This window comes from Stenotrophomonas sp. Steno-C17 (genome assembly GCF_056393165.1).
Genome location: NZ_JBWJPD010000001.1, coordinates 54,131 through 77,674, shown reverse-complemented (window position 1 = coordinate 77,674; position 23,544 = coordinate 54,131). Strand labels below are relative to the sequence as shown.

General features: G+C 67.0%; 20 protein-coding genes. 4 read left to right on the top strand and 16 right to left on the bottom strand.

What is annotated here, in order from left to right:
• Nucleotides 1-14: 14 nt before the first annotated feature.
• Nucleotides 15-2,000 (bottom strand): hypothetical protein, encoded by a 1,986-nt coding sequence (locus tag AC06FA_RS00360; protein WP_478066625.1) that lies wholly within the window; start codon nucleotides 1,998-2,000, stop codon nucleotides 15-17.
• A gap of 532 nt (nucleotides 2,001-2,532) precedes the next feature.
• On the opposite strand from AC06FA_RS00360, the gene AC06FA_RS00355 reads away from it, so the two are divergent.
• Nucleotides 2,533-2,883, top strand: coding sequence for a helix-turn-helix domain-containing protein (locus tag AC06FA_RS00355; RefSeq protein ID WP_233614767.1), 351 nt, complete (start codon nucleotides 2,533-2,535; stop codon nucleotides 2,881-2,883).
• Nucleotides 2,884-2,906: 23 nt separating this feature from the next.
• On the opposite strand, the gene ung is transcribed toward AC06FA_RS00355, so the two are convergent.
• The 5 genes from ung to rhlB form a co-directional block, all read right to left on the bottom strand.
• Nucleotides 2,907-3,620, bottom strand: coding sequence for a uracil-DNA glycosylase (gene ung, locus AC06FA_RS00350; RefSeq protein WP_478066624.1), 714 nt, complete (start codon nucleotides 3,618-3,620; stop codon nucleotides 2,907-2,909).
• A complete protein-coding gene (locus AC06FA_RS00345) occupies nucleotides 3,617-4,459 on the bottom strand; it encodes a response regulator (protein ID WP_478066623.1) in 843 nt (280 codons plus the stop codon). Before AC06FA_RS00345 ends, ung begins: the two co-directional genes overlap by 4 nt.
• Before the next feature lie 7 nt (nucleotides 4,460-4,466).
• Entirely contained in the window at nucleotides 4,467-5,414 is a 948-nt protein-coding gene (gene ftsX / locus AC06FA_RS00340; RefSeq protein ID WP_478066622.1) for a permease-like cell division protein FtsX, read from the bottom strand.
• A 3-nt stretch (nucleotides 5,415-5,417) separates the two neighbouring features.
• Entirely contained in the window at nucleotides 5,418-6,104 is a 687-nt protein-coding gene (gene ftsE, locus AC06FA_RS00335) for a cell division ATP-binding protein FtsE (protein ID WP_478066621.1), read from the bottom strand.
• Nucleotides 6,105-6,277: 173 nt separating this feature from the next.
• Complete coding sequence (rhlB, locus tag AC06FA_RS00330) at nucleotides 6,278-7,996, bottom strand: ATP-dependent RNA helicase RhlB (protein ID WP_478066620.1); 1,719 nt, start codon at nucleotides 7,994-7,996, stop codon at nucleotides 6,278-6,280.
• A gap of 523 nt (nucleotides 7,997-8,519) precedes the next feature.
• Between rhlB and trxA the strand changes: the two genes are divergently transcribed.
• Together trxA and rho are read left to right on the top strand one after the other, a co-directional pair.
• A complete protein-coding gene (gene trxA / locus AC06FA_RS00325) occupies nucleotides 8,520-8,849 on the top strand; it encodes a thioredoxin (protein ID WP_025878607.1) in 330 nt (109 codons plus the stop codon).
• 227 nt (nucleotides 8,850-9,076) lie between these two features.
• A complete protein-coding gene (rho, locus tag AC06FA_RS00320; RefSeq protein ID WP_108754357.1) occupies nucleotides 9,077-10,828 on the top strand; it encodes a transcription termination factor Rho in 1,752 nt (583 codons plus the stop codon).
• Nucleotides 10,829-10,972: 144 nt separating this feature from the next.
• Here rho and AC06FA_RS00315 read toward each other — a convergent pair whose 3' ends face one another.
• A complete protein-coding gene (locus tag AC06FA_RS00315; RefSeq protein ID WP_478066619.1) occupies nucleotides 10,973-12,040 on the bottom strand; it encodes a hypothetical protein in 1,068 nt (355 codons plus the stop codon).
• A gap of 84 nt (nucleotides 12,041-12,124) precedes the next feature.
• A complete protein-coding gene (locus tag AC06FA_RS00310) occupies nucleotides 12,125-13,195 on the bottom strand; it encodes a hypothetical protein (RefSeq protein WP_478066618.1) in 1,071 nt (356 codons plus the stop codon).
• Nucleotides 13,196-13,401: 206 nt separating this feature from the next.
• On the opposite strand from AC06FA_RS00310, the gene AC06FA_RS00305 reads away from it, so the two are divergent.
• Nucleotides 13,402-14,976 carry a sensor domain-containing diguanylate cyclase gene (locus tag AC06FA_RS00305; protein ID WP_478066617.1) on the top strand — a complete coding sequence of 525 codons (1,575 nt, stop codon included), beginning with the start codon at nucleotides 13,402-13,404 and terminating at the stop codon, nucleotides 14,974-14,976.
• Nucleotides 14,977-15,001: 25 nt separating this feature from the next.
• Here the strand turns inward: AC06FA_RS00305 and AC06FA_RS00300 are convergent, their stop codons facing one another.
• From AC06FA_RS00300 to AC06FA_RS00265, 8 genes are all read right to left on the bottom strand, one after another.
• A complete protein-coding gene (locus AC06FA_RS00300) occupies nucleotides 15,002-15,874 on the bottom strand; it encodes an energy transducer TonB (RefSeq protein ID WP_478066616.1) in 873 nt (290 codons plus the stop codon).
• 62 nt (nucleotides 15,875-15,936) lie between these two features.
• On the bottom strand, nucleotides 15,937-17,667 hold the full coding sequence (gene aceK, locus AC06FA_RS00295; RefSeq protein WP_478066615.1) for a bifunctional isocitrate dehydrogenase kinase/phosphatase: 1,731 nt from the start codon (nucleotides 17,665-17,667) through the stop codon (nucleotides 15,937-15,939).
• A gap of 173 nt (nucleotides 17,668-17,840) precedes the next feature.
• Nucleotides 17,841-18,200 (bottom strand): hypothetical protein, encoded by a 360-nt coding sequence (locus tag AC06FA_RS00290; RefSeq protein WP_478066614.1) that lies wholly within the window; start codon nucleotides 18,198-18,200, stop codon nucleotides 17,841-17,843.
• Nucleotides 18,201-18,254: 54 nt separating this feature from the next.
• Nucleotides 18,255-18,671, bottom strand: a complete 417-nt coding sequence (locus AC06FA_RS00285) for a roadblock/LC7 domain-containing protein (protein WP_478066613.1) — start codon at nucleotides 18,669-18,671, stop codon at nucleotides 18,255-18,257.
• Nucleotides 18,664-19,212, bottom strand: coding sequence for a GTP-binding protein (locus AC06FA_RS00280; protein ID WP_478066612.1), 549 nt, complete (start codon nucleotides 19,210-19,212; stop codon nucleotides 18,664-18,666). Before AC06FA_RS00280 ends, AC06FA_RS00285 begins: the two co-directional genes overlap by 8 nt.
• Complete coding sequence (locus AC06FA_RS00275; protein ID WP_478066611.1) at nucleotides 19,205-20,152, bottom strand: hypothetical protein; 948 nt, start codon at nucleotides 20,150-20,152, stop codon at nucleotides 19,205-19,207. Before AC06FA_RS00275 ends, AC06FA_RS00280 begins: the two co-directional genes overlap by 8 nt.
• 331 nt (nucleotides 20,153-20,483) lie before the next feature.
• A complete protein-coding gene (locus AC06FA_RS00270) occupies nucleotides 20,484-22,706 on the bottom strand; it encodes an NADP-dependent isocitrate dehydrogenase (RefSeq protein WP_478066610.1) in 2,223 nt (740 codons plus the stop codon).
• Between the two features lie 202 nt (nucleotides 22,707-22,908).
• Nucleotides 22,909-23,493 carry a hypothetical protein gene (locus AC06FA_RS00265; protein ID WP_478066609.1) on the bottom strand — a complete coding sequence of 195 codons (585 nt, stop codon included), beginning with the start codon at nucleotides 23,491-23,493 and terminating at the stop codon, nucleotides 22,909-22,911.
• Between the last annotated feature and the right edge of the window lie 51 nt (nucleotides 23,494-23,544).

Genomic DNA, 23,544 nt, shown 5'->3' with positions numbered 1-23,544 from the left:
CCGGGTGGATACGGCTAGTACGCGCCCGGATCGGCGCTGAAGCTGACAGGCACGGTGATCGTGGCCTGCCCCCCATTGATCAGGTTGACCCCCAGGCTGACGCTGGTGCCGCCGGCCGCACCGCCACTGGCGGCACTGCATGCGCTGCCGGCCGAGGCACTGCAGGTCCACGGCGCGCTCAGCGTGGCGCCTGCCGGCAGCGTGTCGCTGACCTGCGCGGCGGTCACCGCATCGGGGCCGGCATTGCTAACGGTGAGCACGTAACTGGCGCTGCCGCCCGGTGTGTAGGTCGCACTGCCATCGCTCTTGCTGATCGAAAGATCGGCCTGGCGCGTGCGGTTGGTGATGCGGCAGACCACGGTGAGTGGCTGCGCGGCCAATGCGGGCGCGGTGAAGTTGAAGCTCTGGCCAGTGCCGCTGCTGAGGGTGGTACCGCCTTGGTCCTTGCACTCCCAACTGCTGGCGTAGCGCGCCAGAACGGTGGCGGTGCCGGCGGTTTCAGCCAGGGTGTAGACCGTGCCGGGCGTGGTGACCACGGCGCTGGTGGCGCCGTTGTTGCCGACGTTGGCCACGCTGGCCAGCACCGTCGCGCCCTGTGCCACGCTCAGGTTGAACACGCCGGTGTCGGTGGTCGGCGCCAGCGTCTTCACCAGCTGCACGGTGGCCGCGCAGCTCTGCGAAATGCTCTCTACGGTGAACACCGCCTGGCCGATGCGGATGCCCAGCAGGGCCAGCAGGTTGTCGACCACCCCGCCCAACACCGTCGTCAGCACCGGTCCCACCAGTGCATTCACCACGGTCCGCAAGGGCGGCAGCAGCGTGGATACCAGCGCGTTGACGATGGTGTTCACCGGCAGCGGCAGCGTGATCAGCGCATTGACCAGGCGCACCACCGGCGTGCCACTGGTGATGGTCACGTCCAGCGAATTGATCAACGAGGTGACCATGGTGCTGGCGCTGACCGTGCCTGCGGTAAGCGTGCGTGTCTGTGGAAATGCACCGGGTACCACCACCGATTGCAGGCCGGGCGTGGCCGTGGCGACCGCGCGCACCGACACGGTCAACGGCACATCCACGTCGGCGACCTTGAGGCTGCTGGACAGCAGGCTGACCGCCACGGTCACGTTCAACGTGGTGGCATTGATGGGGGTCACGCTGGCCGGGGTGAGCACCGCGCTGCGGTTGAAGAACACCGCGTCGCTGATCGTGCCCACGTACACGTTCACCAGGCCCGGCCGCGCCTGCAGGGTCACCGCATTGCTGGCCAGGCTGACCGCGCTGATGGTGCCTTCTGCGCGCGCCACATCGGCGTACACCGACAGATGCACCAGCGACGCATTGATGCTGGTGCCCGACAGCGAGACCAGCCCGCCCACGTTCAGTCCGTTCACCGCCGAGATCAGCGGCGCCACGTTCAGGCCCTGCACGATGTCGAAGTCCAGCTTGATGCGGATCGCGGCGCTGTGGAAGCTGGTGCCGACCGGGCCGCAGTTGAACACCGGCGGTTCCACCACCTGCGCCCACACGCGCACATTGGCCAGCCCGCCCAGCCCCAGCGGCCCCAGCTGCGCGGTGGTCAGGGTGATCGGCGTGGGCGTGGTGACCACGTTGCGGAAGTTGTACAGCTGCACGCCGCCGGTGATCAGGTCCAGCACGTCCAGGTTCACCGTGGCCAGCGAGCCGGGCGGCAGGCTGACCTGCAGCAGATCGGCCAGGCGGATGTTGCCGGTCAGCCCACCGATGGACGGGCTGAGCAGGCCCAGCGCGCTGGCGGCCGCGGTCTTGCCGTCGGCCTGCAGCACCGACACCATCGCCGCCTGCAGCTGGGCCAGGGTGATGTTGGCGTTGAGCACCTGGCTGGGATCGCTGACCACCACCCCGCCGTTGAGCTGGGTGAGCAGCGCATTGAGATTGATGTCGGCGCCGGCCAGGTTGTTCCAGTCCAACGCGGTCAGCTGGACGCTGGTGGCGGGCAGCAGCGTGCTGAACAACAGATTCAAGACGGGGCTCTGGGTGGAATCCACCGACACCAGGCGCGGCCCGGCGGAAACACAGGCGCCATTGGCGGTACAGGCATCCTGGGCGCGAGCCGTCGGCACGGCCATTATTAATGTGCACAGGATCACACTAAATAGCAGGACATTTACTTTGGTGAGTAACGCTGACACCCGCTTCACAACTGAAGCCTTATCCATCGCCCATTCCCTGCGCCGCGGCTGCACGCGCCCAACACCGCCCGGACATTGCCGGTGATGAGGCATGTGACGCACACTGGCTTCGATGTTTCTGATGTTTTCCGACGCTGCGTGGCCGGTTTGGCGATTAATTACGTTTGCGCGCGCGGGGGTCAAACAAGACGGCGTGAAGACCGTAGTAAGCAGCACTGTCGCCAGGGAGGAGACGATGGGAAACCCAGGTGCGGCAAGGGCAGACAGTCATTCTGTACAGGCACGTAAAAGAATCGCTGCCCGGTAAGTATCGATAACCACCCATCAACTAGGGACAGGGAAAGGGGGAATACCGATGTTGTCGATGGCTGATCGAATCCGCGGTGCGCGCACGGCGGCCGGACTTTCACAGACACAGCTGGCGCAGGAAACCGGGGTAAAGCGCAGTGCGGTCGCGCAATGGGAGCGGCGCGGCGGCACCCATCCCAGCGTGTCGCATCTGGCCCGGATCGCGGTGGTGACCCAGGTCCGCTTTGAATGGCTGGCCACCGGCCGCGGCTGCGGCAAACCCGATGATGAGGAGCTGGGTGCGGCGCCGCCCAGCGCCGATTACGCGCGCAACGACCTGGAGGGCAACATCCTGTCGCTGGTGCGGCGCCTGCCACCGCGCAAGCGCCAGGTGGCGCACGACATCATCGAAATGCTGGGGGTATGACGCTGCGGCGGGCCCGCCCGGGGTTACAGGCGGGCGCGCGGCGGCAGTGACCAGTCGATCGGCGCCTGGCCATGGCGTTGCAGGTATTCGTTGGCCATGGAGAAATGGCGGCAACCCAGGAAACCGCGGTGCGCCGACAACGGCGAAGGATGCGGCGCCTTCAGCACGCGGTGGCGGCCGGTGTCGATCACCTTGCCCTTCTTCTGCGCGTAGGCGCCCCACAGCATGAACACCAGGCCGTCGCGCTCACGGTTGAGCACGTCCACCACGTGGTCGGTGAAGCCTTCCCAGCCACGGCCCTGGTGGGCGCCAGCGCTGCCCTCTTCCACCGTCAGCACGGCGTTCAACAGCAGCACGCCGCGTTGTGCCCACGGCATCAGGCAACCGTGGTCGGGCCGGGGAATGCCCAGGTCGCCCTCGATCTCTTTGTAGATGTTCAGCAGCGAAGGCGGCACCGGCACGCCGGGCTGCACCGAGAAACTGAGCCCGTGTGCCTGCCCCTGGCCGTGGTACGGGTCCTGGCCCAGCACCACCACCTTCACCTGCTCGAACGGCGTGGCATCGAATGCCGCGAACATCTGCGGGCCGGGCGGGAACACCGCCGCGCCACTGGCATTGCGCTGGCGAAGGAAGGCGGATAGCTCGCGCATCTGCGGCTGCAGCAGATAATCGCCCACGCGCGCTTTCCAGCTCGGCTCCAGCTGGATCGCCGGGGTTTCCACGACATCGTCGATCATTTCAATACGGGTCCATCGTTCAAGCGGGCCAGGCGCAACTGGAACAGCACCTTGGTCACCAGCAGGCGTTCTTCGATCGGCTTGAGCACCAGATCGTTGGCGCCGGCCTGCAGCAGGCCGGTCTGGTTGTGCGGGTTGCCATCGCCGGTCATCACCAGCACCGGCAGGCGGCGCTTGCCGTAACCGAAATCCACGCGCACGCGCTGCACCACGTCACGGCCACTCAATTCGCCCTTCAGGGTCACGTCGGTCAGCACCAGATCGATGCGATGGCGGCTGCGGCCCAGCGATTCGGCGGTAAGCAGGGTGAAGGCTTCTTCGGCGCTGACTACGTGCAGCACGTTCAACTGCTGGCGCTCCAGCATGCGCTTGGTGGCTTCGGCCACCACGCGGCTGTCCTCGATGTAGAGGATGGTGGCGCCGGGAATGGTCTGTGGCTGCACGTAGCCACGAATGAACGTCGCCAGGGCTTCGTGGCCCAGCGCCTTGTCGAAATAGTCGGTGACGAACTCGGTGAAGCGGCGCTGCTCCAGGTGCTGCTGCGCGTCACCGGACACCACGATCACCGGCACGTAGGCCTGGCCGGCGGCCTCGCGCACCTTGCGGGCCAGGTCCAGGCCGTCGCCATCACGCAGGGTGAGCGAGGTGGTGACCAGATCGACCGGCCCCTGCGCCAACACCTGCTGGGCCTCTTCGATGCTGTCGCAGCCGATCACGTCCACACCGGGCAGGTCGCGCTGCAGCACGTCGGCAATCAGCTTGCGCACCAGCTTGGAACCATCGACCACCATCACCCGCGTCGCGGGCCCTTCAAGATGCTTCAGCGCTTGCGGTTGCATGCCGGTCTCAGGTGTCGGTAGGGCGGGTCTGGCGCAGGAAGTGGCCGGTCACCAGCCACGCCCCCAACCAGCCCAGCAGCAGCGTGCCCAGCAGCACCAGGCTGCCGTGCAACAGGTCCAGGCCATGCAGCACGAACGGGCTGCCATAGCTGCGGGAGAGATCGGCCAGCGGCGCGCGCAACGCGGCACCGGCCACACCTATCAGGGCGAGCGCCACGGCGCCGGCACCCAGGCCGTACCACGCGCCCAGGTACAGGAACGGTCGGCGGATGAAGCCATCGCTGGCACCCAGCAGCTGCAGCACGCCGATTTCCTCGCGGCGGGCCTGGATATCCAGGCGCACGGTATTGCCCACCACCAGCGCGGCGCCCGCGCCCAGCAGCGCCGACAGCACCTGTACCAGGCGCGCGCCGAATGCCAGCCAGGCGTCCAGGCGCTTGCGCCACAGCGCATCGTGCTGCACCAGATCGGCACCGGGCAGGCTTTCCAGCGCGCGCGCCAGGCGCGCATCGTCCTGGCCCTGCGCCGGGGTCACCACCAGCAGCGAGGGCAGCGGGTTGTCGTTGAGGGCGTCGATCGCCTCGCCCAGGCCGGCCTGGCGCAGCTCCTCCAGGCCCTGTTCGGGCGTGCGCACGGCCACGTTGGCCACGTCCGGGCGGTCGCGCAGTTCACCGGCCAGGCGCAGCGCGCCGGGGCCATCCACGTCGGCCTTCAGGAACACGTTGATGTCGCGCGACTGCTGCACGCTGCCGGCGAACTGCTTCAGGTTGTCCAGCGCAATGGACAGCCCCAGCGGCAGGGCCAGTGCCAGCGCCATGACCATGACGGTCAGCAGCGTGGCCCACGGCTTGCGGCAGGCGCGGCCAAGGCTGAACACCACGCTGTGGGTATGGTGCTGGATCCAGACGCCCAGCCGCGACGGCGCGGCCGCTTCGGTGTTTTCGTTCTTGGCCATGCCTTACTCCGCCAGGTCCTGCGGCGAGATGTCATCCACCAGCCGGCCGTGGTCCAGGATCAACACGCGCTTGCGCATGCGGCGCAGCAGCGGCAGGTCGTGGCTGACCACCAGCACGCTGGTGCCGCGCGAAGGCAGTTCAGCGAACAGGGCCATGATCTCGGCCGCCAGGGTGGGATCCAGGTTGCCGGTGGGTTCGTCGGCCACCAGCAGCTTGGGCTCGCCGACGATGGCGCGGGCAATGCCCACGCGCTGTTGCTCACCGGCAGACAGCTGCGACGGCAGCGCCTTCTCGCGGTGGCCCAGGCCCATGCGTTCCAGCACCGAGCGCACGCGCTTGGCAATGTCGGCCCGGCGCGTTCCGCGCAGGATCAAGGGCAAGGCCACGTTCTCGGCGATCGACCGGTCCATCAGCAGGCGATGGTCCTGGTAGACCGCGCCGACCGCACGACGGTGGCGCGGCACATCGCCGCCACGCACCTTCAACAGGTTGCGATCGTCGAACACCACCGCGCCGCGGCTGGGCCGTTCGTCCAGATGGATCAGCCGCAGCAGGGTGCTCTTGCCGGCGCCGGAATGGCCGGTGACGAACAGCATTTCGCCGGGAGCCACTTCGAAGCTGACATCGATCAGCGCCTCGTGGCCACCGGCGTACTGTTTGCTGACATTGTCAAAGCGCAGGACACTCATGCCCCGATTATGCAGGACCAACGCGGCGGATCGGTAGCGCCGGGCCATGCCCGGCGGATACTTCAATCTGCCGCTGCGCTCGCCGGGCATGGCCCGGCGCTACCCGCTGATCGGCTGCTGCCGCTGCGCTCGCCGGGCATGGCCCGGCGCTACCCGCTGATCGGCTGCGCCGATCAGCTGCCCGACAGCATGCGGCGGATCTTGCGGCCAATGCGGGTCAGGAACGAATCGCCGGTATCGGCGGCGGTACGCACCGGCTTGGCCACCACCTGCACCGGGGTGACCGGGCCGGCGGCGGTGTTCTGCACGCCCTCGGCACCCTCGACCGGACGGCCGTGGCGACGACGACGACGCTTGCGCGGCTTGTGCTCGCCATCAACGGCACCTTCCACTGCGCCTTCGGCACGCGGCGGACGGGGCGGACGCGGGGCCTGGGCCACCGCAGCGTCGGCACCGGCAGCCGACGCAGCCGCGCCCTGCTCGCCTTCCACGCGCGGCTTGCGCGGGCCACGCGAACGGCGCTCGCCGCTGCGCTCGCCATCACGCCCGCCACGGCCACCACCGCCACTGCCGGAACGGCCGCCACTGCGGCCACCGCCACGACGCTCTTCCTCGGCGGCGCGGGCTTCGCGCGCTTCACGGAAGATCTGGCCGACGCTCTCGTTCTCCTCGCCTTCCTCGCCAGCGGCCGGGGCCGGACGTTCCGGGCGCGGCAGCGGGGTCATCAGTTCCTTGGTGACCGGCTCGGACGGAATCTTCTGCTCGATGTAGGCCTCGATGTCCGGCAGGCCCATCGCATAGCGCTCGCAGGCGAAGCTGATCGCATCACCCTCTTCGCCCAGGCGCGCGGTACGGCCGATGCGGTGCACGTAATCTTCGGCGTCGAACGGCAGATCGTAGTTGTAGACGTACTTGATGCCGTCGATGTGCAGGCCGCGGGCGGCCACGTCGGTGGCCACCAGGATTTCCAGCTGGCCCTTCTGGAAGCGGTTGAGCAGGCTCTCACGCTTCTTCTGCGGCACGTCGCCGGACAGCACGCCCACGCGGTAGCCGGCCTTTTCCAGCGAACGCGCCACGCGCTCGACGAACACCTTGGTGTTGACGAAGACCATGGTGCGCGCGCCTTCGCTGCGCGACAGCAGGCCCAGCAGCAGCGGGATCTTTTCGTCGTCGGCCGGGAAGTAGATGCGCTGGCGCACGCGCGCAGCGGTGATGGTCTCGGCTTCGACCACCAGCTTCTGCGGCTCGTTCATGTGCTCGTAGGCCAGCTCCAGCACGCGGTGGCTGAGGGTGGCGCTGAACAGCAGGGTCTGCCGGGTGGTGCGCTCGGGCATGCGGCGCAGCAGGAAGCGGATGTCCTTGATGAAGCCCAGATCGAACATGCGGTCGGCTTCGTCCAGCACGCAGATCTCGCAGGCGTGCAGCGACACCACCTTGTGCTGCTTCACGTAGTCGATCAGGCGGCCCGGGGTGGCGATGATCACGTCCACGCCCTGCTGCAGCAGCTCGCGCTGCTTGTCGTAATCCACGCCGCCGTAGACCAGGGCGAAACGCAGGCCCAGGTCGGAACCGAACTTCACGGCATCCTTGTGGATCTGGATGGCCAGTTCGCGGGTCGGCGCCAGGATCAGCGCACGCGGGTCTTCCGGCTTGCGGTCGGCCAGGGCCGGGCGCGTCAGCAGGCGGTTTACGACAGCGACCAGGAAGGCCAGCGTCTTGCCGGTGCCGGTCTGGGCCTGGCCGGCAACGTCGCCACCGGGCAGCGCGACCGGCAGGGTCAGCGCCTGGATGGGGGTGCAGCGGGTGAATCCGGCTCCTTCAAGGCCCGCCTGCAGGGCCGGGTGCAGCTCGAAGGAGGAGAAGGTCAAATCGGTCAGCGGTTTGTCGCTCATGAGTCCGTCTTGGTATGGCCGCCGGCCCTATGGGGCGGCTGGCACTTCATCGTCTAGGGGCACCGTCGCAAACTGCGGCCCCTGCGGCGGGTTGGCAGGCTGGGACCACCCGGTCCGCACGCCGCACGATGCCTCAGTTTACCGCACTCGGGGCGGCAAACCGCCGCACCCGTCTCACCGCGCCAAGAGACGGACGGGAATACCCCCTCTTCACCCAGCCACACCGCACTTGAACGCCCATACCGGGGCGGGCTGGGCGGCCACGGCGGCATCCCCATATCAGGCCAGGACAGTGAAATCCGACACATACCGTCGTCGGACACGGTCACGATACGCTGGGTTCCAGCCAGCCTCTGTCCCCGCGCTGCGATAGGGGTACACTGCCGGCCGTGAGCGTCCAGGCATCCCGCCGAACGCACCGTGGTGGACCGCCACGAGGCAACGACGAGGGTCGCGCCACCGGGCATGGCCCAGTTCACCCACCTCCGGCCTGGCCGGGTGCAATCCAAGACGAGAAACCAAGATGAGCGACAAGGTTGTACACGTCGGCGATGCCGACTTCGATAGCGCAGTGCTGAATTCCAAGGAACCGGTGCTGGTCGATTTCTGGGCCGAGTGGTGTGGCCCGTGCAAGATGATCGCCCCGGCGCTGGACGAGCTGGCCGACGCCTACCAGGGCCGCGCCAAGATCGCCAAGGTCAACGTGGACAACAACCGTGCGCTGGCCGCCAAGTACCACGTGCGCTCCATCCCCTACCTGGTCGTGTTCAAGGACGGCGAGAAGGTGGGCGAGCAGATCGGTGCCGTCGGCAAGGCCCAGCTGGCTGGCCTGCTGGACAAGGCGCTGGCCTGATCCTGTTGTTCCACGGCAGCCGCTGACCGCGGCTGCCGCTGGGCGCCCCGCGCCCGCATGAATGCCATTCCCGGTGACCCTTGCAAGGCGCCGCGGGCCGATGATAGTGTCGGCATATCCGGCCGCGTTCGCGTGCCGCACCCTCTGGACGCAGTTTCTTCCAGACCCATTCCCAACGTTCGCCGCCCCAGCCGGGCGCTCGCACCTTCAAGCGAGGAATAACGCTCTTGTCCGATCACACTTCCGAAACCGGCAGCGCCGATGCGCCCGCCGAAAAGCGCGTGCGCAAGCCCCGCGTGAGCAAGGCCGCCGCTCCGGCAGCCGCCGAAACCAGCGCTGCCCCCGCGCAGCCGACCCTGCCGCTGGCAGCCGCGCCCGAAGCGCCGGCACCGGCCGCAGCCGCCCCCGCGCCGAGCGCGCCCGCCGCTGAAGCCCCCGCCTCCGGCGGCGGTGACGCCGGCGAAGGCCGCGAATCCGGCCAGCCGCGCCAGCAGAACCACCAGGGTGGTCAGGGTGGCGGCCAGAACCAAGGCCAGAACAACAACCCGTACAACCAGAACGGCCAGCAGGGCCAGGGCAACCGCCGCGACCGCTTCCGCAACCGTCGCGACCGTGACCGCAACCGCGGTGGCCGCGATGACGGCATGCCGCAGGACGGCGGCGAGCAGCAGCCCTTCGTGCCGCGCCCGCACGCCAACGTGCCGGAAGGCTTCCCGGTCTATTCGCTGAGCGACCTCAAGCGCATGCCGGCGCAGAAGCTGCTGGAAATCGCCGAGCAGCTGCAGATCTCCGAAGGCGTCGCCCGCGCCCGCAAGCAGGACGTGATCTTCGCCCTGCTGAAGGTGCTGACCCGCCACGGTGACGGCGTCGCCGCCGACGGCGTGCTGGAAATCCTGCCCGACGGTTTCGGCTTCCTGCGCGCCGCCGAGGCCAGCTACCTGGCCGGCCCGGACGACACCTACATCTCGCCCAGCCAGATCCGCCGCTTCAACCTGCGCACCGGCGACCACATCTCCGGCCGCATCCGCTTCCCGAAGGACGGCGAGCGCTACTTCGCACTGAACATCGTCGACACCATCAATGGTGAGCCGATCGAAGCGTCGAAGAACAAGGTGCTGTTCGAGAACCTGACCCCGCTGTTCCCGCGCCGCCGCTTCACCCTGGAGCGCGGCAACGGTTCGTCCGAAGACATCACCGGCCGCATCCTCGACCTGATGGCGCCGCAGGGCAAGGGCCAGCGCTCGCTCATCGTTTCGCAGCCGAAGGCTGGTAAGACGATGATGATGCAGCAGGTGGCCACGGCCATCACCACCAATCATCCGGACGTGCACCTGATCGTGCTGCTGATCGACGAGCGCCCGGAAGAAGTGACCGAAATGCAGCGCACCGTGCGCGGCGAGGTCATCAGCTCGACCTTCGACGAACCGGCCGCGCGCCACGTGCAGGTGGCGGAAATGGTGATCGAGCGCGCCAAGCGTCTGGTCGAACACAAGAAGGACGTGGTGATCCTGCTGGATTCGATCACCCGCCTGGCGCGCGCCTACAACAACGTAGTGCCGAGCTCGGGCAAGGTACTGACCGGTGGTGTGGACGCCAACGCCCTGCACCGCCCGAAGCGCTTCTTCGGTGCCGCACGCAACGTGGAAGAAGGCGGCAGCCTGACCATCATCGCCACCGCGCTGGTCGACACCGGCTCGAAGATGGACGAGGTGATCTACGAAGAGTTCAAGGGCACCGGCAACAGCGAAGTGCACCTGAGCCGCCGCATCGCTGAAAAGCGCGTGTTCCCGGCCATCGACATCAACCGTTCGGGCACCCGCCGCGAAGACCTGCTGATCGAACCGGAACTGCTGCAGAAGATCTGGATCCTGCGCAAGCTGCTGCATCCGATGGATGAAATGGCCGCGATGGAATTCCTGCTGGACAAGATGAAGAACACCAAGTCCAACGACGAGTTCTTCGGTTCCATGAAGCGCTAAGAGAAAGCCCCGCAGTGCGGGGCTTTTTTTTGCATCCGGGAGGGCCCCCATCCACGCATGGCGTGGATCTACTGGCGTGCCTTTGCGCATCCACGCATGGCGTGGATCTACTGGCAGCGCCGGGCCATGCCCGGCGGCATGCGTCTACGCGCAGACCTCGCGCGGGTCCAGGCCCAGGTCGCGGCAGATGCGGTCGTGGGCCAGGCCGGCACAGCGCAACGTGCCACCCAGCATTTCACTGAGCATGCTGCTGCCGCGGTAGGCCAGGTAGCACCACGGCTCCACCGGAACCTGCCCGCCCTGCGCCTTCATCACCACACGCGCTTCCTCCCACGCACCGCTGAAGTACAGCGCCAGCGCGAACTGGCTCAGGTGGCGGCGTTCGCGCAGCGACGTGCGCCCGGCCAGCGCGCGCTCCAGCCCGTCCGGCTGCACATCCAGCCAGTCCAGCAGTGCCTTGCGCACCAGATCGGCCAGCCCGGGCACATTGCCCGCGCGCACCACGCCGACGATCTCCAGCGGCGCACTGCACTCATCCACCCACGTTTCGGCCCATTCCACCACGTGCCAGGCGATGACGGTATGCGCATCGCGGCCACGCGGTGCATGCGCGCTGACCCAGCGCAGGTAGGCCCACATTTCCTCGTCGCTGCCGTCCCACTTGCCCATGCTGGCCTTGGCCAGCATATGCACCGACGGCGCGTGGAAGGGAGCCATCGCCATCACCTGTGCGAAGCGATCGCTACGCGCATCACGTTCGATGCCACACACCACATCGCAATGCAGCAGCCCGTAGAACGCCAGCGCCGGTGCATCGGTGCGCGCGGCCAGTGCCTTGAACCGCGTCTGCGCGGCCTGGAACTTCAGCGGAAACGCGCGCCTGCGCGCCGCGGGAATGTCGTCGTAGTAATCCTCGCCGCGTACGCGCCACGCTTCCCCCAGTTCGGCGAAGGCCATCAGCAGCGTTGCATCGGCGGAGTCGGGTTCGGCGGCGAGCCACTGCGCGGCAATCGCCATGGCGCTCTTCTGTTCGCCCAGACAGGCATAGAAGTTCACCTGGTCGCCTTCATGCACCGCGGCCATGCTGGCCGAGGCCGCTGCGTAGGCGCCGTCGCGCACCTGCTGCAGCAGGTGCTGCGCTTCGCTGACAAGCCTGACATTGACGGTGGTGGCGTACGGCTGCAGCCGGACGCTTTGCAACAAGCGGCGCATGGATATCCCTATCGTCGTTGCGTGCCGGCCTGGCGCGCGGCTGCGTAGTGTAGAACGCAACAGACGACGGATGAATGACCCTCGTCACGCTGTGGACAGCGCCGCGGGATCCAGGCCCAGATCACGACAGACCCGGTCATGCACGCGTCGAGCACGACGCCGGGGGGAACTCAGGGCATGCAACAGTATCGGCAGGGTCGCGACGAAGTTCTCCCAGTCATCGCACTGCAGTTGAGCACCCAGTACCGAGAGCAGCATCCGTGCTTCTTCATTGGCGCCAGCGAAGTACGCGGCCAGCGCGAACTTTTCCAGGCACACGAACGTGTAGTCGTCACGGCGGTCGCGCCCGATCTCTGCCAGTCGCGATGCAAGCGTGGCCGGCGTTGCATCTGCCCAGCGCAGGATTGCGCGTCGAATCCAGGCCGCGGTCGCCTGATCCGCCAGATGCCCGACCACCCGTCGGGGGGTGAACAGTTCCTCTGAGAGGGTGAATGCATCATCCAGCACCGCATCTGCTGCCACCACATGGGCACTGCTGCCCGCTGGTGCATGTTCCAGCACCCAGTTGGCGAAGTGGATGTGCTGATCGTCCTGCCCACCCCACCGGGGCCATGTGCCGCGGGCATACTGGCGGATGGCCGGCCCATGGAAATGCCCCCCAGCGAGGGTTTCATTCAACCAGGCATCGCGCTGTCCTTCACCGATGCCGATCACCACATCGCAATGGATCAGACCCGCCAGCGCCATCGGGCAGCCGGGGTGCTGATCGATGATCTGCTGGAACTTCGCATAGGCCTTGGCCATGATTTTGGGATAGCGTCGCCTGCGCAGGAGCGGGATGGCGCTGACATAGGTTTCTCCACGGACCGCCCAAGCGTCGCAGATATCCGTGTACGCCGAGATCAGCGGCGGATGCCGCGATGCCGGGCGCGCCGCCGCCCACGCAGCCAGCCAGCGCGGCATCTCCCGCTCACGGCATGCCCGCCATATCAGGTGCTCGTACATGTCTTCGCCCAGGCCGGACAGCCGCACGTCGACAGCGGCAAAACGGCCCGCCCGCAACTGCTCCCGCAACCAGGCAACATGCGGTTCGATGAAGTGGGAACGATGGGTCGCGCAGGGCAGGACCCGCATTGCGCTCAGCAGGCGTCTCATGATGGCAGCCCTATCCAAAACGGTGATCCTGCAAGCCCGAGCTCGCGCATGGCCATGCAACAAGTTGCAATTGTCGGCAGCACCCGACCTGGCAGGGACCGCGCGGCGGCCAGGGTTTAACCCCGCCGCCGGCGAATATGGCCATAATGGCGATTCCCCCACCCTTCGCGCCGGCAGCGACTGTTCGCGCCGCGCGCCGCTGCCCCATGCCACCGATCTCCAACCGCCTGAACCTGGGCAAGCTGATTCTTGCGCTGGCCCTGCTGAGTACGCTCATTGCATTGGCCAATACGCTGCTGGCCAGCTACCGCGTGCAGCGCGACCAACTGGTGGGCAATACCCTGGAAGCCAACCGCGTCTACACCAGCAAGCTGGCCGAGACGACCCAGACCTTCCTGTTGTCCGCACAGCAGCAGCTGGCCTACGCGGCAACGCGGCTGGGTGAAACCGGCCTGGAGCCGGAGCAGGCGCAGCGCGAGGCCAGCCGCCTGCAGCTGCAGTCCAGCAGCTTCAACTCTTCGCTGGTGGTGAACGTGGATGGCCGGGTCATCGCCACCTCGCCACAGACCCTGCAGCTGCAGGGCGAAGTGTTGAAGAGCGTGGGCAGCCAGATGGCCCTGGCACGGCGCCAGCCGCTGATCAGCGATCCCTACCAGTCGGCCACCGGCAAGCTCCTGATCTCGCTGTCGCACCCCGTCTTCGATCGCCAGGGCACCTACCTGGGCTATGTCAGTGGCACCCTGTACCTGCGCCAGCGCAGCGCCCTGCACACGCTGCTGGGCAAGCACTATTACCGCGATGGCTCGTACCTGTACGTGGTCGACCACAACGGCCGCATCATCTACCACAACGATCCGAAGGAAGTGGGCACCTACGCGCTGGACAACCCAGCGGTGAAGGCGGTGATGCGCGGTCGTTCCGGCAGCCAGCAGCTGGTCAACAACCATGGCGTGGCCCAGCTGTCCGGCTATGCGCCGGTACCCGCCACCGGTTGGGGCATCATCGCCCAGCGCCCCACCGAAGCAACGCTGCAGCCGCTGTCGCGCCTGATGACCTCGGTCATCTGGAACGCCATTCCGCTGGGCGTGTTGTCGCTGCTGATCACCTGGTGGTTCGCGCGGCGCATCTCGATGCCCTTGTGGCAGCTGGCGCGCAACGTGCAGGAAGGCGAGGACACCGGCAACGCGATCAACCACGTGACCGGCATCCGTGCCTGGTACTTCGAAGTGGCGCAGTTGAAGCAGGCGGTGCTGTACAGCTTCAACGCCCTGCAGGACCGCATCGGTTCGCTGAACCGCGCCAGCCGCACCGACCCGCTGACCGGGCTGCTGAACCGCCGCGGCCTGCAGCATGCGCTGGAAGTGCTGCAGGCGCAGGGCGCGCCGTTTGCGATCGTGGCGCTGGACATCGACCGCTTCAAGTCGATCAACGATACCCATGGCCACGATGTGGGCGATGCAGCCATCGTGCATATCGCCGAACAGATGCGCCGCCATTCGCGCGACACCGACGTGCTGTGCCGTGCCGGCGGCGAAGAGTTCCTGCTGTTGCTGCCCGGCATTGGCACCGACGCGGCCAGCCATGCCGCCGAACGCCTGCGCCGGCACATCGCCGACGAGCCGTTCGCACCGGTCGGCACCATCACCGTCTCGCTGGGCGTGGCCCATTTCCCCAGCTTCCACGCCGATGTGGAACAGGCGCTGCGGCTGGCCGACAAGGCCCTGTACCTGGCCAAGGAACAGGGCCGCAACCGGGTGGTGGTGTACCCGCACGCGGACTGAGCGTGCGGGCGCGCCCGCCGTCGCCTCAGCCCAGCGGGGTCAACAGGCGCGGGCCGTCATTGCGGCCGACCATGTAGACGCCGCCTTCGGGCAGCAGGTCGGTGCCGGTGGCTTTCTCGTCTTCGCCGGTCTTCCACGGCGCCTTCTGGCGCGGACCGGGGATATAGGCTGACCAGCGGCCGTAACGCGTTTCCCTGGGTTCGAACGTGTAGTTGACCGGCACCCGCAGGGTCCAGAACTCGCGGTCCTTGTCCTCGCCGGTGGTCGGCGGGTTGAAGATCCAGCCACGGGCCGCGCTGACGCTCGTCTTGGCGAACGCGTCACGCAGCATCTGCATGGTGCGTTCGGGTGCAACCACGGTCAGGTTGGTCTGCTCGGCGATCACGTCGGCAACCTTGCCATCGCGCCCCACCCTGAGCAGCAGCATCACCTGGCCCTGGCCACGGATCGCCGCAGCAGTGGCAGGAAACGCCGGCGCCCGCATCCGCACCGCGGTGACATCGTTGGTGTCCTTCGCGGGGGCATCGGGCGACTTGCCGAAATGCGCGTCCGCCAGCCGCACCTGCATCGTGCCGTCGGCCAGGTTGGAGGCCAGCAGGCGCAGCTGGACATAGGTGCGCGCAGCCACGGGCTTGCCATCGACCTGACCCGGCTCGAAGCGCCACGACTTCACGGCGCCATCCACCATCGCCGCCACGTCAACGGCGACCTTTTCACGATGATCCAGCTGGAAGCCTTCGACCTGGCCTTCGCGTCCGATGTCGATGACGCCACTGAGCGTCATGCTGGCTTCGGCCTGCTTGCGTACCTGCCGCGCGTTCTGCGCTTCGGCGGTATCGATGCTGGCCGCACCGCCGCCAAGGGCCAGCGCCAGGGCCAGGAAAAGAGATGAACGCATCACTGCCACTCCTTGTGCATGAGGCCAACAGCCTACCCCATCGCCTACCGCCACTCCAAGGTTCAGGCCAGCCGGTGCGCGCCTGCATACGGCGGTGTATCCGGGTAGTCGCCGGCGGCGAAACGGGCCTGCAGCCCTTGCCACCACGCGGGATCGAACAGATGCCGGTAGTGCTCGCGCACCGCGGCCAGCTCCTGCGCCGGCAACCCCATGAACGGGCCGAAACGCTCGGGAAAAACGTCACGCGGCCCGACATGGAACCAGGGCTCGTCGGCCATCGCCTCTTCCGGTGAACGTGGCTGCGGCCAGGCGCGGAACACGCATTCGCTGACCAGGCACAGCTCGTCGTAGTCGTAGAACACCGCGCGCCCATGCCGCGATACACCGAAGTTCTTCGGCAGCATGTCGCCCGGGAAGATGTTGTTGCGGGCCATGTCGGTGATCGCCTGCGCGTAATCCAGCACCGCTGCGCGCACGGCGTCCCCGCTCTGTTCGCGCAGGTACAGATTCAACGGACGGAACCGACGCTGCACGTAGCACAGCGCGATCTCGATCTCATCGCCATCTGCGCGCACGCTCTGCGCGCACTGCTGCAGCAGCTCGTCCAGCAGCGCAGGGGCAAACCGCGCCCGCGGAAAGCGCAGATGGCGATAGGGCTGCGCGTCCAACAGGCGACCCACGCGGTCCAGGTTGAACACCAGCGCGTACTTCTCTTCCACCTGCTGCCGCGACATCGCCTTGGGCCAGGCGAAGCGGTCGCGGATCAGTTTGAACACCAGCGGGTAGCTGGGCAGGGTGAACACCGCCATGACCATGCCCGGCGTGCCCTCGGCGTGTACCAGCTGTTCATTGCCGTGTTCAGTGAAGTGGCGGAAGAAGGTCCGGTAGCGCTCGGTCTTGCCCTGTTTGGCACGGCCCAGCACGGTGTACAGCTCATCGATGGGCTTGCCCGGCAGCAGACTGCGCAGGAACACCACCGCATCGCCCACGGTGGCCAGGTCTGCCTGGAAGTAGCTGCGCGACACACCGAACAGATGCGCCACATCGCGGCGGCGGGTCAGCACCGCGTCGGCACGCAGGCCGCCCGCGTCGTTCACCAGTGCGATCACGCAGGGCGAGAAGCGATGTTCGCCAAACACGCGACCGACCAGATAGGCGCGGCGCTCGCGGTAGAAGACCGTATCGAGCAGTTCGATGCTGCGCACCGGGGTATCGCCCCAATGGGCCAGGTCGTCCTGCAGGCGCACCGCAATGGCGGCGGCGCAGCGCAGCTGGTGGGCATACGGCACGTCGAAGCGATAGTCGGCCAGCACCCGTTGCAGGGCTTCCACCGGACGCGTGGCTGACACCGCGTAGGTGTGCCGGGCCACCGGGTGGGTGATCGCATCGGACGGCTCGACATCGAAGGCAATGAACTCCACGGCCGGGTCCACGCCACGGGTGGCGAACAGGCGCCGCGACAGCGTGTTGTAGAACGTCTTGAACAGCTCGGCGTCGATCAGCCCCTGCAGCCGTGCGCTGAAATGTGCGTGCACCTGCAGCCACAGCGCGCGCTCGCCGATGCTGTCGCCGGCCAGCCGCCGCAGCGAGTCCATGCACGCGGCGATGCACAGGTCGTACAGGGCGATGCGCTCCACTGCGTCCTGGCGCGCACCGGTCCAATCGCGTTGCTCGAAGCGGCTGCGCGCACGCGCGGTGATGGCGGCGAAGCGTGCGTGGTAATCCTCGAAACCGGCGGCGATGGCCTGGGCGAGGCGCAGGGGCAGTTCCGGCGGAAGGTCGAGGGCGGCCATGGGCCCACCATACGCCGGCGTGGGGTGGGTTGTGTAGAGTCGAGCGCGGCGGCTGCTTTTCCGTAGAGTCGAGCTTGCTCGACTGCTTTGGGCAAGAGCAGTCGAGCAAGCTCGACTCTACGAAGGGCCAGAGCAAACCAGTCGAGCAAGCTCGACTCTACGAAAGCTGGCGGTCAGATCGCCAGTTCGGTTTCCACGTCCTGCACCTTGCGCCGGGCCAGTGCCAGGTTGCTCTTGGTCCGGTCCAGCACGATGTAGAAGAACAGGCCTTTCTTCTTCGCCACCGGACGCATGATGTGGTACGCCTTGCCCAGCGAGATCAGGATGTCCTCGATGCTGTCATTGAGATTCAGCGAGGCAGCGGTCTTCATCTTGGCGCGGATCACTTCGGTGTTGCCGGCGGCCGCCACCTCCATGTCCATGCCGGTGCCGGCCTCGCCCAGCAGCATGCCGCTCTCGTAATCGACCAGTGCCACGGCCTGTGCGCCGTCGATCCCCATCAATGCATTCAGCGATTCAGTCAGTCCAGCCACGTGCGCACCCCTTTTCGATGTAGGTTCGAGCCCCTCGTTCCCCTGCGGCCGGGCTCACGGTCCGCCGAGTTCGGCCAGGATCGCCCGGCCACATTCCCTGCTCTGCCACAGCACCTGGCCGATCACGCTGCGCTGGTCGCACGCCGCCATCAGCAGCAGCGGCGCGCGTCCTTCGGCGGTGATCGCCAGCATCAGCACCTTGCCGCCTGCCGCCTCCAGCATCAGCGTCTGCAGCTCACCCAGTGCCAGTTCGCGACCCACCGCACCGGCCAGCGCCAGCATCGCGCTGGTCATCGCCGCCAGGCGTTCGCCACGCCCTTCGGCACCGGCGCTGACCACGGCAAAACCATCCACGCTGCCCAGCACCACCGCCCGCACGCCTTCCACGCGTTGGCGCAGGTCGTGCAACAGCGGTTGCAGGCGTGCACGTTGTCGTTCGTCCGGCAGCAGCGCCGGCTGTCCGTCAGCCATGCGCGGCCACCAGGGCATGGGCTTCCATTTCACTCATCAACAGATCCATCAGCATCAGTCCCTGCTCGCGGTCGCGCGCATCCAACGGCAGCAGCGGCAATGGCTGTCCGTCCAGCACGGCATGTTCACTCCAGGCGTCCAGCACCGCCGTCGGCGCCTGGTCCAGATGGGTGACCGCCACCACCAGCGCCAGCGTGCCCGCGAAGGGCTGCAGCGCCTGCAGGTAGGTATCGAGTTCGGCCGCCACACCCGCACGGCGGGCATCGATCAGCAGCACCGCGCCGCGTGCGCCCTGCAGCAGGATCGGCCACAGGAAGTCGAAGCGCTGCTGGCCGGGCGTGCCGTACAGGCGCAGGCGCTCGCCATTGGGCAGGTCGATATCGGCGTAATCCAGCGCGACCGTGGTGGATGCTTTGTCTGCCCCCGTGCGATCACTGTTGGCGACGTCGGTGTCGACCACGGCACCGGCAGCGATGCTGCGCACCAGTGTCGACTTGCCGCTGCCCATACCGCCCAGCACAACGACCTTGTGCTCACGCATGGCGCTCGTTCCCGCGCAGGCTGCGCCACAGGCGTGCCAACAGACCGGTGTCGCCTGCCGCGGTGCGCGGGGCCAGCGGCGCGGTGGCAGCGGCCGGCTGCAACTGCGCATAGCCGCACAGATAGGCGGCATGCACGAAGTCACGCACCGCAGTAGCAGGAAGATCCAGCAGCATCGCGCACTCTTCCACCGTGCTGGCGCGCTTGAGCAGCAGCGAGCACAGACGGAAGGCGTCGTGGTCGTGGCCCAGCACGCGGAAGTCCGGCCAGCGCAGCAGTTTCACCGTGGTGACGCGCAGGCGTTCATCCAGCGCCTGCCAATGCGGGCTGCGCTGCGCCCATTGCCAGAGCAGCGGGCGCAGCGGTTGCCGCGCGCGGGTGCCGGCCAGGGCCTGCAGCTGCGCGCCGGTCAACGCATCCAGATGCAACTGCTCGAAGCCGTGGGCCAACTGTTCCACCAGCACCGCAGGCGGCTCGCGCAGCAGCACGGCCTGGTCCTGTTCGATATCCATCAGCAGCACCGGTTCCCCGCCCAACCCCAGCAGTGCCTGGCCCTGGCGCAGCGGCAGTCGCTCGCGCAGCAGGCGGGTGATGGCATGGGCACCGTCGGCCAGGCGCACCGGCGTGGGTTCGACTGCACGCTGCATGCCGCGCAGGGCATGGCCGATGGCGCCGTCATCCAGTACATCCTGGCCACCATCGCCGCGGCGCAGCTGCCCACCCGTGCTTTCGATCCAGCATTGCAGGCGGGGCCGCTGCTGGCGCATGCGCAGCGCCGCGTTGCGCAGCGCCGGCGTATCGCGGATCACCAGCAGATCGCAGTCATCCAGATCCTGGCTGCGGCGGATCTGCCCGGCAGGCAGCGCCGACGCCACCCGCAAGCGCTGCAGCAGCGCTTGTTCGCCCTGGATATCGGTTCCCACCACCAGTACGCGCGCCATCCGAGTTCCCCGGCAACCGCCTCCCCGGCGGTTTCGCAGGCCAAGGCTAGGACAAGTGAGACACGGCCGGCCGTGACCCATTGCTCAGATTGCAGCGCGTGGTGAAAGGGCACACAGCGGTTCTGCGACGGCGATCGGGGGCAAGTTTCATGCCGTTTTGACGATGATGGGGAATGGGGTCAGAGCCCTCTGCTTCGCAGAGGGATCCGACCCCAGGCGACAAGGGGTCAGATCCCTTCTGCGTGCAGAAGGGCTCTGACCCCATCGCCGCAGGCAAAAAGAAACCCGCGCCGAAGCGCGGGTTCCGTTTCCACAACCGGGCGGCGCTGGATCAGCCGCGCAGCTGTTCCAGCGCAGCATTCAGGGTGGCGCTCGGGCGCATGGCCTGGCTGGCCTTGGCCACGTCCGGGCGGTAGTAGCCGCCGATATCCACGGCCTTGCCCTGCACCGCCACCAGCTCGTCAACGATCTTCTGCTCGTTGTCGGTCAGTGCCTTGGCCAGCGGAGCGAAGCGCGCCTTCAGTGCGGCATCGTCGTTCTGGGTCGCCAGCGCCTGCGCCCAGTACAGGGCGATGTAGAAGTGGCTGCCACGGTTGTCGATGCCACCGAGCTTGCGCGACGGCGACTTGTCGTTGTCCAGGAACTGGCCGTTGGCTTCGTCCAGCGCCTTGGCCAGCACGCGGGCGGCGGCGTTGTCGTAGCGGTTGCCCAGGTGTTCCAGCGACGCGGCCAGGGCCAGGAATTCACCCAGCGAATCCCAGCGCAGGTAGTCCTCTTCCACGAACTGCTGCACGTGCTTGGGGGCCGAACCACCGGCGCCGGTCTCGAACAGACCACCACCGGCCATCAGCGGCACGATCGACAGCATCTTGGCGCTGGTGCCCAGTTCCATGATCGGGAACAGGTCGGTCAGGTAGTCACGCAGCACGTTGCCGGTGACCGAGATGGTGTCCTCGCCCTTGCGGATGCGATCCAGCGAGAACGCGGTGGCTTCCACCGGCGGCAGGATGCGGATGTCCAGACCGTTGGTGTCGTGGTCCTTCAGGTACTTCTCGACCTTGGCGATCACCTGCGCGTCGTGGGCGCGGGCAGCATCGAGCCAGAACACCGCCGGGGTGCTGCTCAGGCGCGCACGCTCGACGGCCAGCTTCACCCAATCCTGGATCGGCGCGTCCTTGGTCTGGCACATGCGCCAGATGTCACCGGCTTCCACCGCGTGTTCGAACACCACGTTGCCGGCATCGTCGGTGACCTTGACCACGCCGTCGGCGGCGATCTGGAAGGTCTTGTCGTGCGAGCCGTACTCTTCGGCCTTCTGCGCCATCAGGCCGACGTTCGGCACCGAACCCATGGTGGCCGGGTCGAAGGCACCGTGGGTGCGGCAGTCGTCGATGACGGCCTGGTACACGCCGGCGTAGCAGCGGTCCGGAATGATCGCCTTGGTGTCCTGCAGCTTGCCCTCGGCATTCCACATCTTGCCCGAGTCGCGGATCATCGCCGGCATCGAGGCGTCGACGATCACGTCGCTGGGCACGTGCAGGTTGGTGATGCCCTTGTCCGAGTTGACCATGGCCAGGCCCGGACGCTGTGCGTACTCGGCCTTCAGATCGGCCTCGATGGCGGCGCGGGTGGCTTCCGGCAGCGACGGCAGGCGCGCGGCCAGGTCACCGATGCCGTTGTTGGCATCGAAGCCGGCCTGCTTGATGGCATCGGCGTGCTTGGCCAGCACGTCCTTGTAGAACTCATTGACCACCACGCCGAACATGATCGGGTCGGAGACCTTCATCATGGTGGCCTTCAGGTGCAGCGAGAACAGCACGCCCTGCGCCTTGGCATCTTCGATCTGGGCAGCGATGAAGCTGGCCAGCGCCTTGCGGCTCATCACCGCGGCATCGACGATCTCGCCGGCCTTGACCGCGGTCTTTTCCTTCAGCACGACGGCGCTGCCGTCCTTGCCGTGGAAGGTGATCTTCAGCGAACCGGCGCTGGCCAGGGTGGCCGACTTCTCGCTGCCGTAGAAATCACCGGCCGCCATGTGCGAAACGTGCGACTTCGAATCGGACGCCCAGGCGCCCATGCGGTGCGGGTGCTTGCGGGCATAGTTCTTCACCGACAGCGGCGCGCGACGGTCGGAATTGCCTTCGCGCAGCACCGGGTTCACCGCGCTGCCCTTGACCTTGTCGTAGCGCGCCTTGTAGTCGCGCTGCTGGTCGTCAGCCGGGCTTTCCGGGTAATCCGGCAGCGGATAGCCCTGGTCCTGCAGTTCCTTGATGGCCGCCTTCAGCTGCGGCACCGAGGCGGAAATGTTCGGCAGCTTGATGATGTTGGCGTCCGGGGTGGTCGCCAGCTGGCCCAGCTCGGCCAGGTCGTCGCTGACCTTCTGCGCATCGCTCAGCAGTTCGGGGAACTGCGACAGGATGCGGCCGGACAGCGAGATGTCACGGGTCTCCACCACGATGCCAGCGGTGGCGGTATAGGCGTCGATGATCGGCAGCAGCGACTGGGTCGCCAGGAACGGTGCTTCGTCGGTCAGCGTATAGAGGATCTTGGACATGGGGGACTTGGACTCTGTAGCAGTTCTCAGGGGAAGGCCGGCGCCAGCGCCGGGCCACGTGCAACCGTGTCACTTTCCCTCGTCGCCGTCAGGGTGGGCGCGCGCCGGGGAAACCCCTGCATTGTCGCGTTTTCAGCCGCGCGGGGCAAAGCCATGCCATACGCCCGCGTATCCCACCGGAAAAGGCCGCGTGCCAGCGACGTCAACGACGTGGGAGCATGCTCACCTGGCTGGAGGATGCGTTATTGCGATCGGCGGCAATCCACTCGGCCAACCGACGCCCCCACTCTGCCTGCCTGGGACAAACCCGCGTCTGCTCGGTACGGCTTACCTCGAAACGACAGAGGCGGAACCCACCCAATGTCCTTACCAGATCTTCCTGCTGGGATTCATCACCCACTTCACCACTGAGGTGCAGGGACATGTCGGATTCGCGCCGGGACGTGATGTACACGTCGTAGTGCGTGATCAGTCCGACTGTCTGGCGGAACCCCTCCAATCGATAGCCACCGCTCCCCCACTCAACGTCGGGAGAAGCCGTCGATGCAGGGCGCTCGGGCGCATCGCCCTCGTAGATCGTCAGAATTCTCTGCCCGTCGCGTTCAACCGCATGCAGGCTGAAGTCGGCAGGCACGGAATGCTTCGCCGATGTGCCATTGGGCAGGCGTAGACAGGCGCCGTGAAGGAAGTGATCGCAGCTGTAGGCCCAAAGATTGCGATCCTGCGCAGCGGCTTCAGCGGCATGGAACAACAGGGAGAACGCCAGGCACCAGACACCGCGCATCATTTCATTTCTCCTGCCTGTGGATGTTTGATCCAGAGTCGATCATTCCATTGA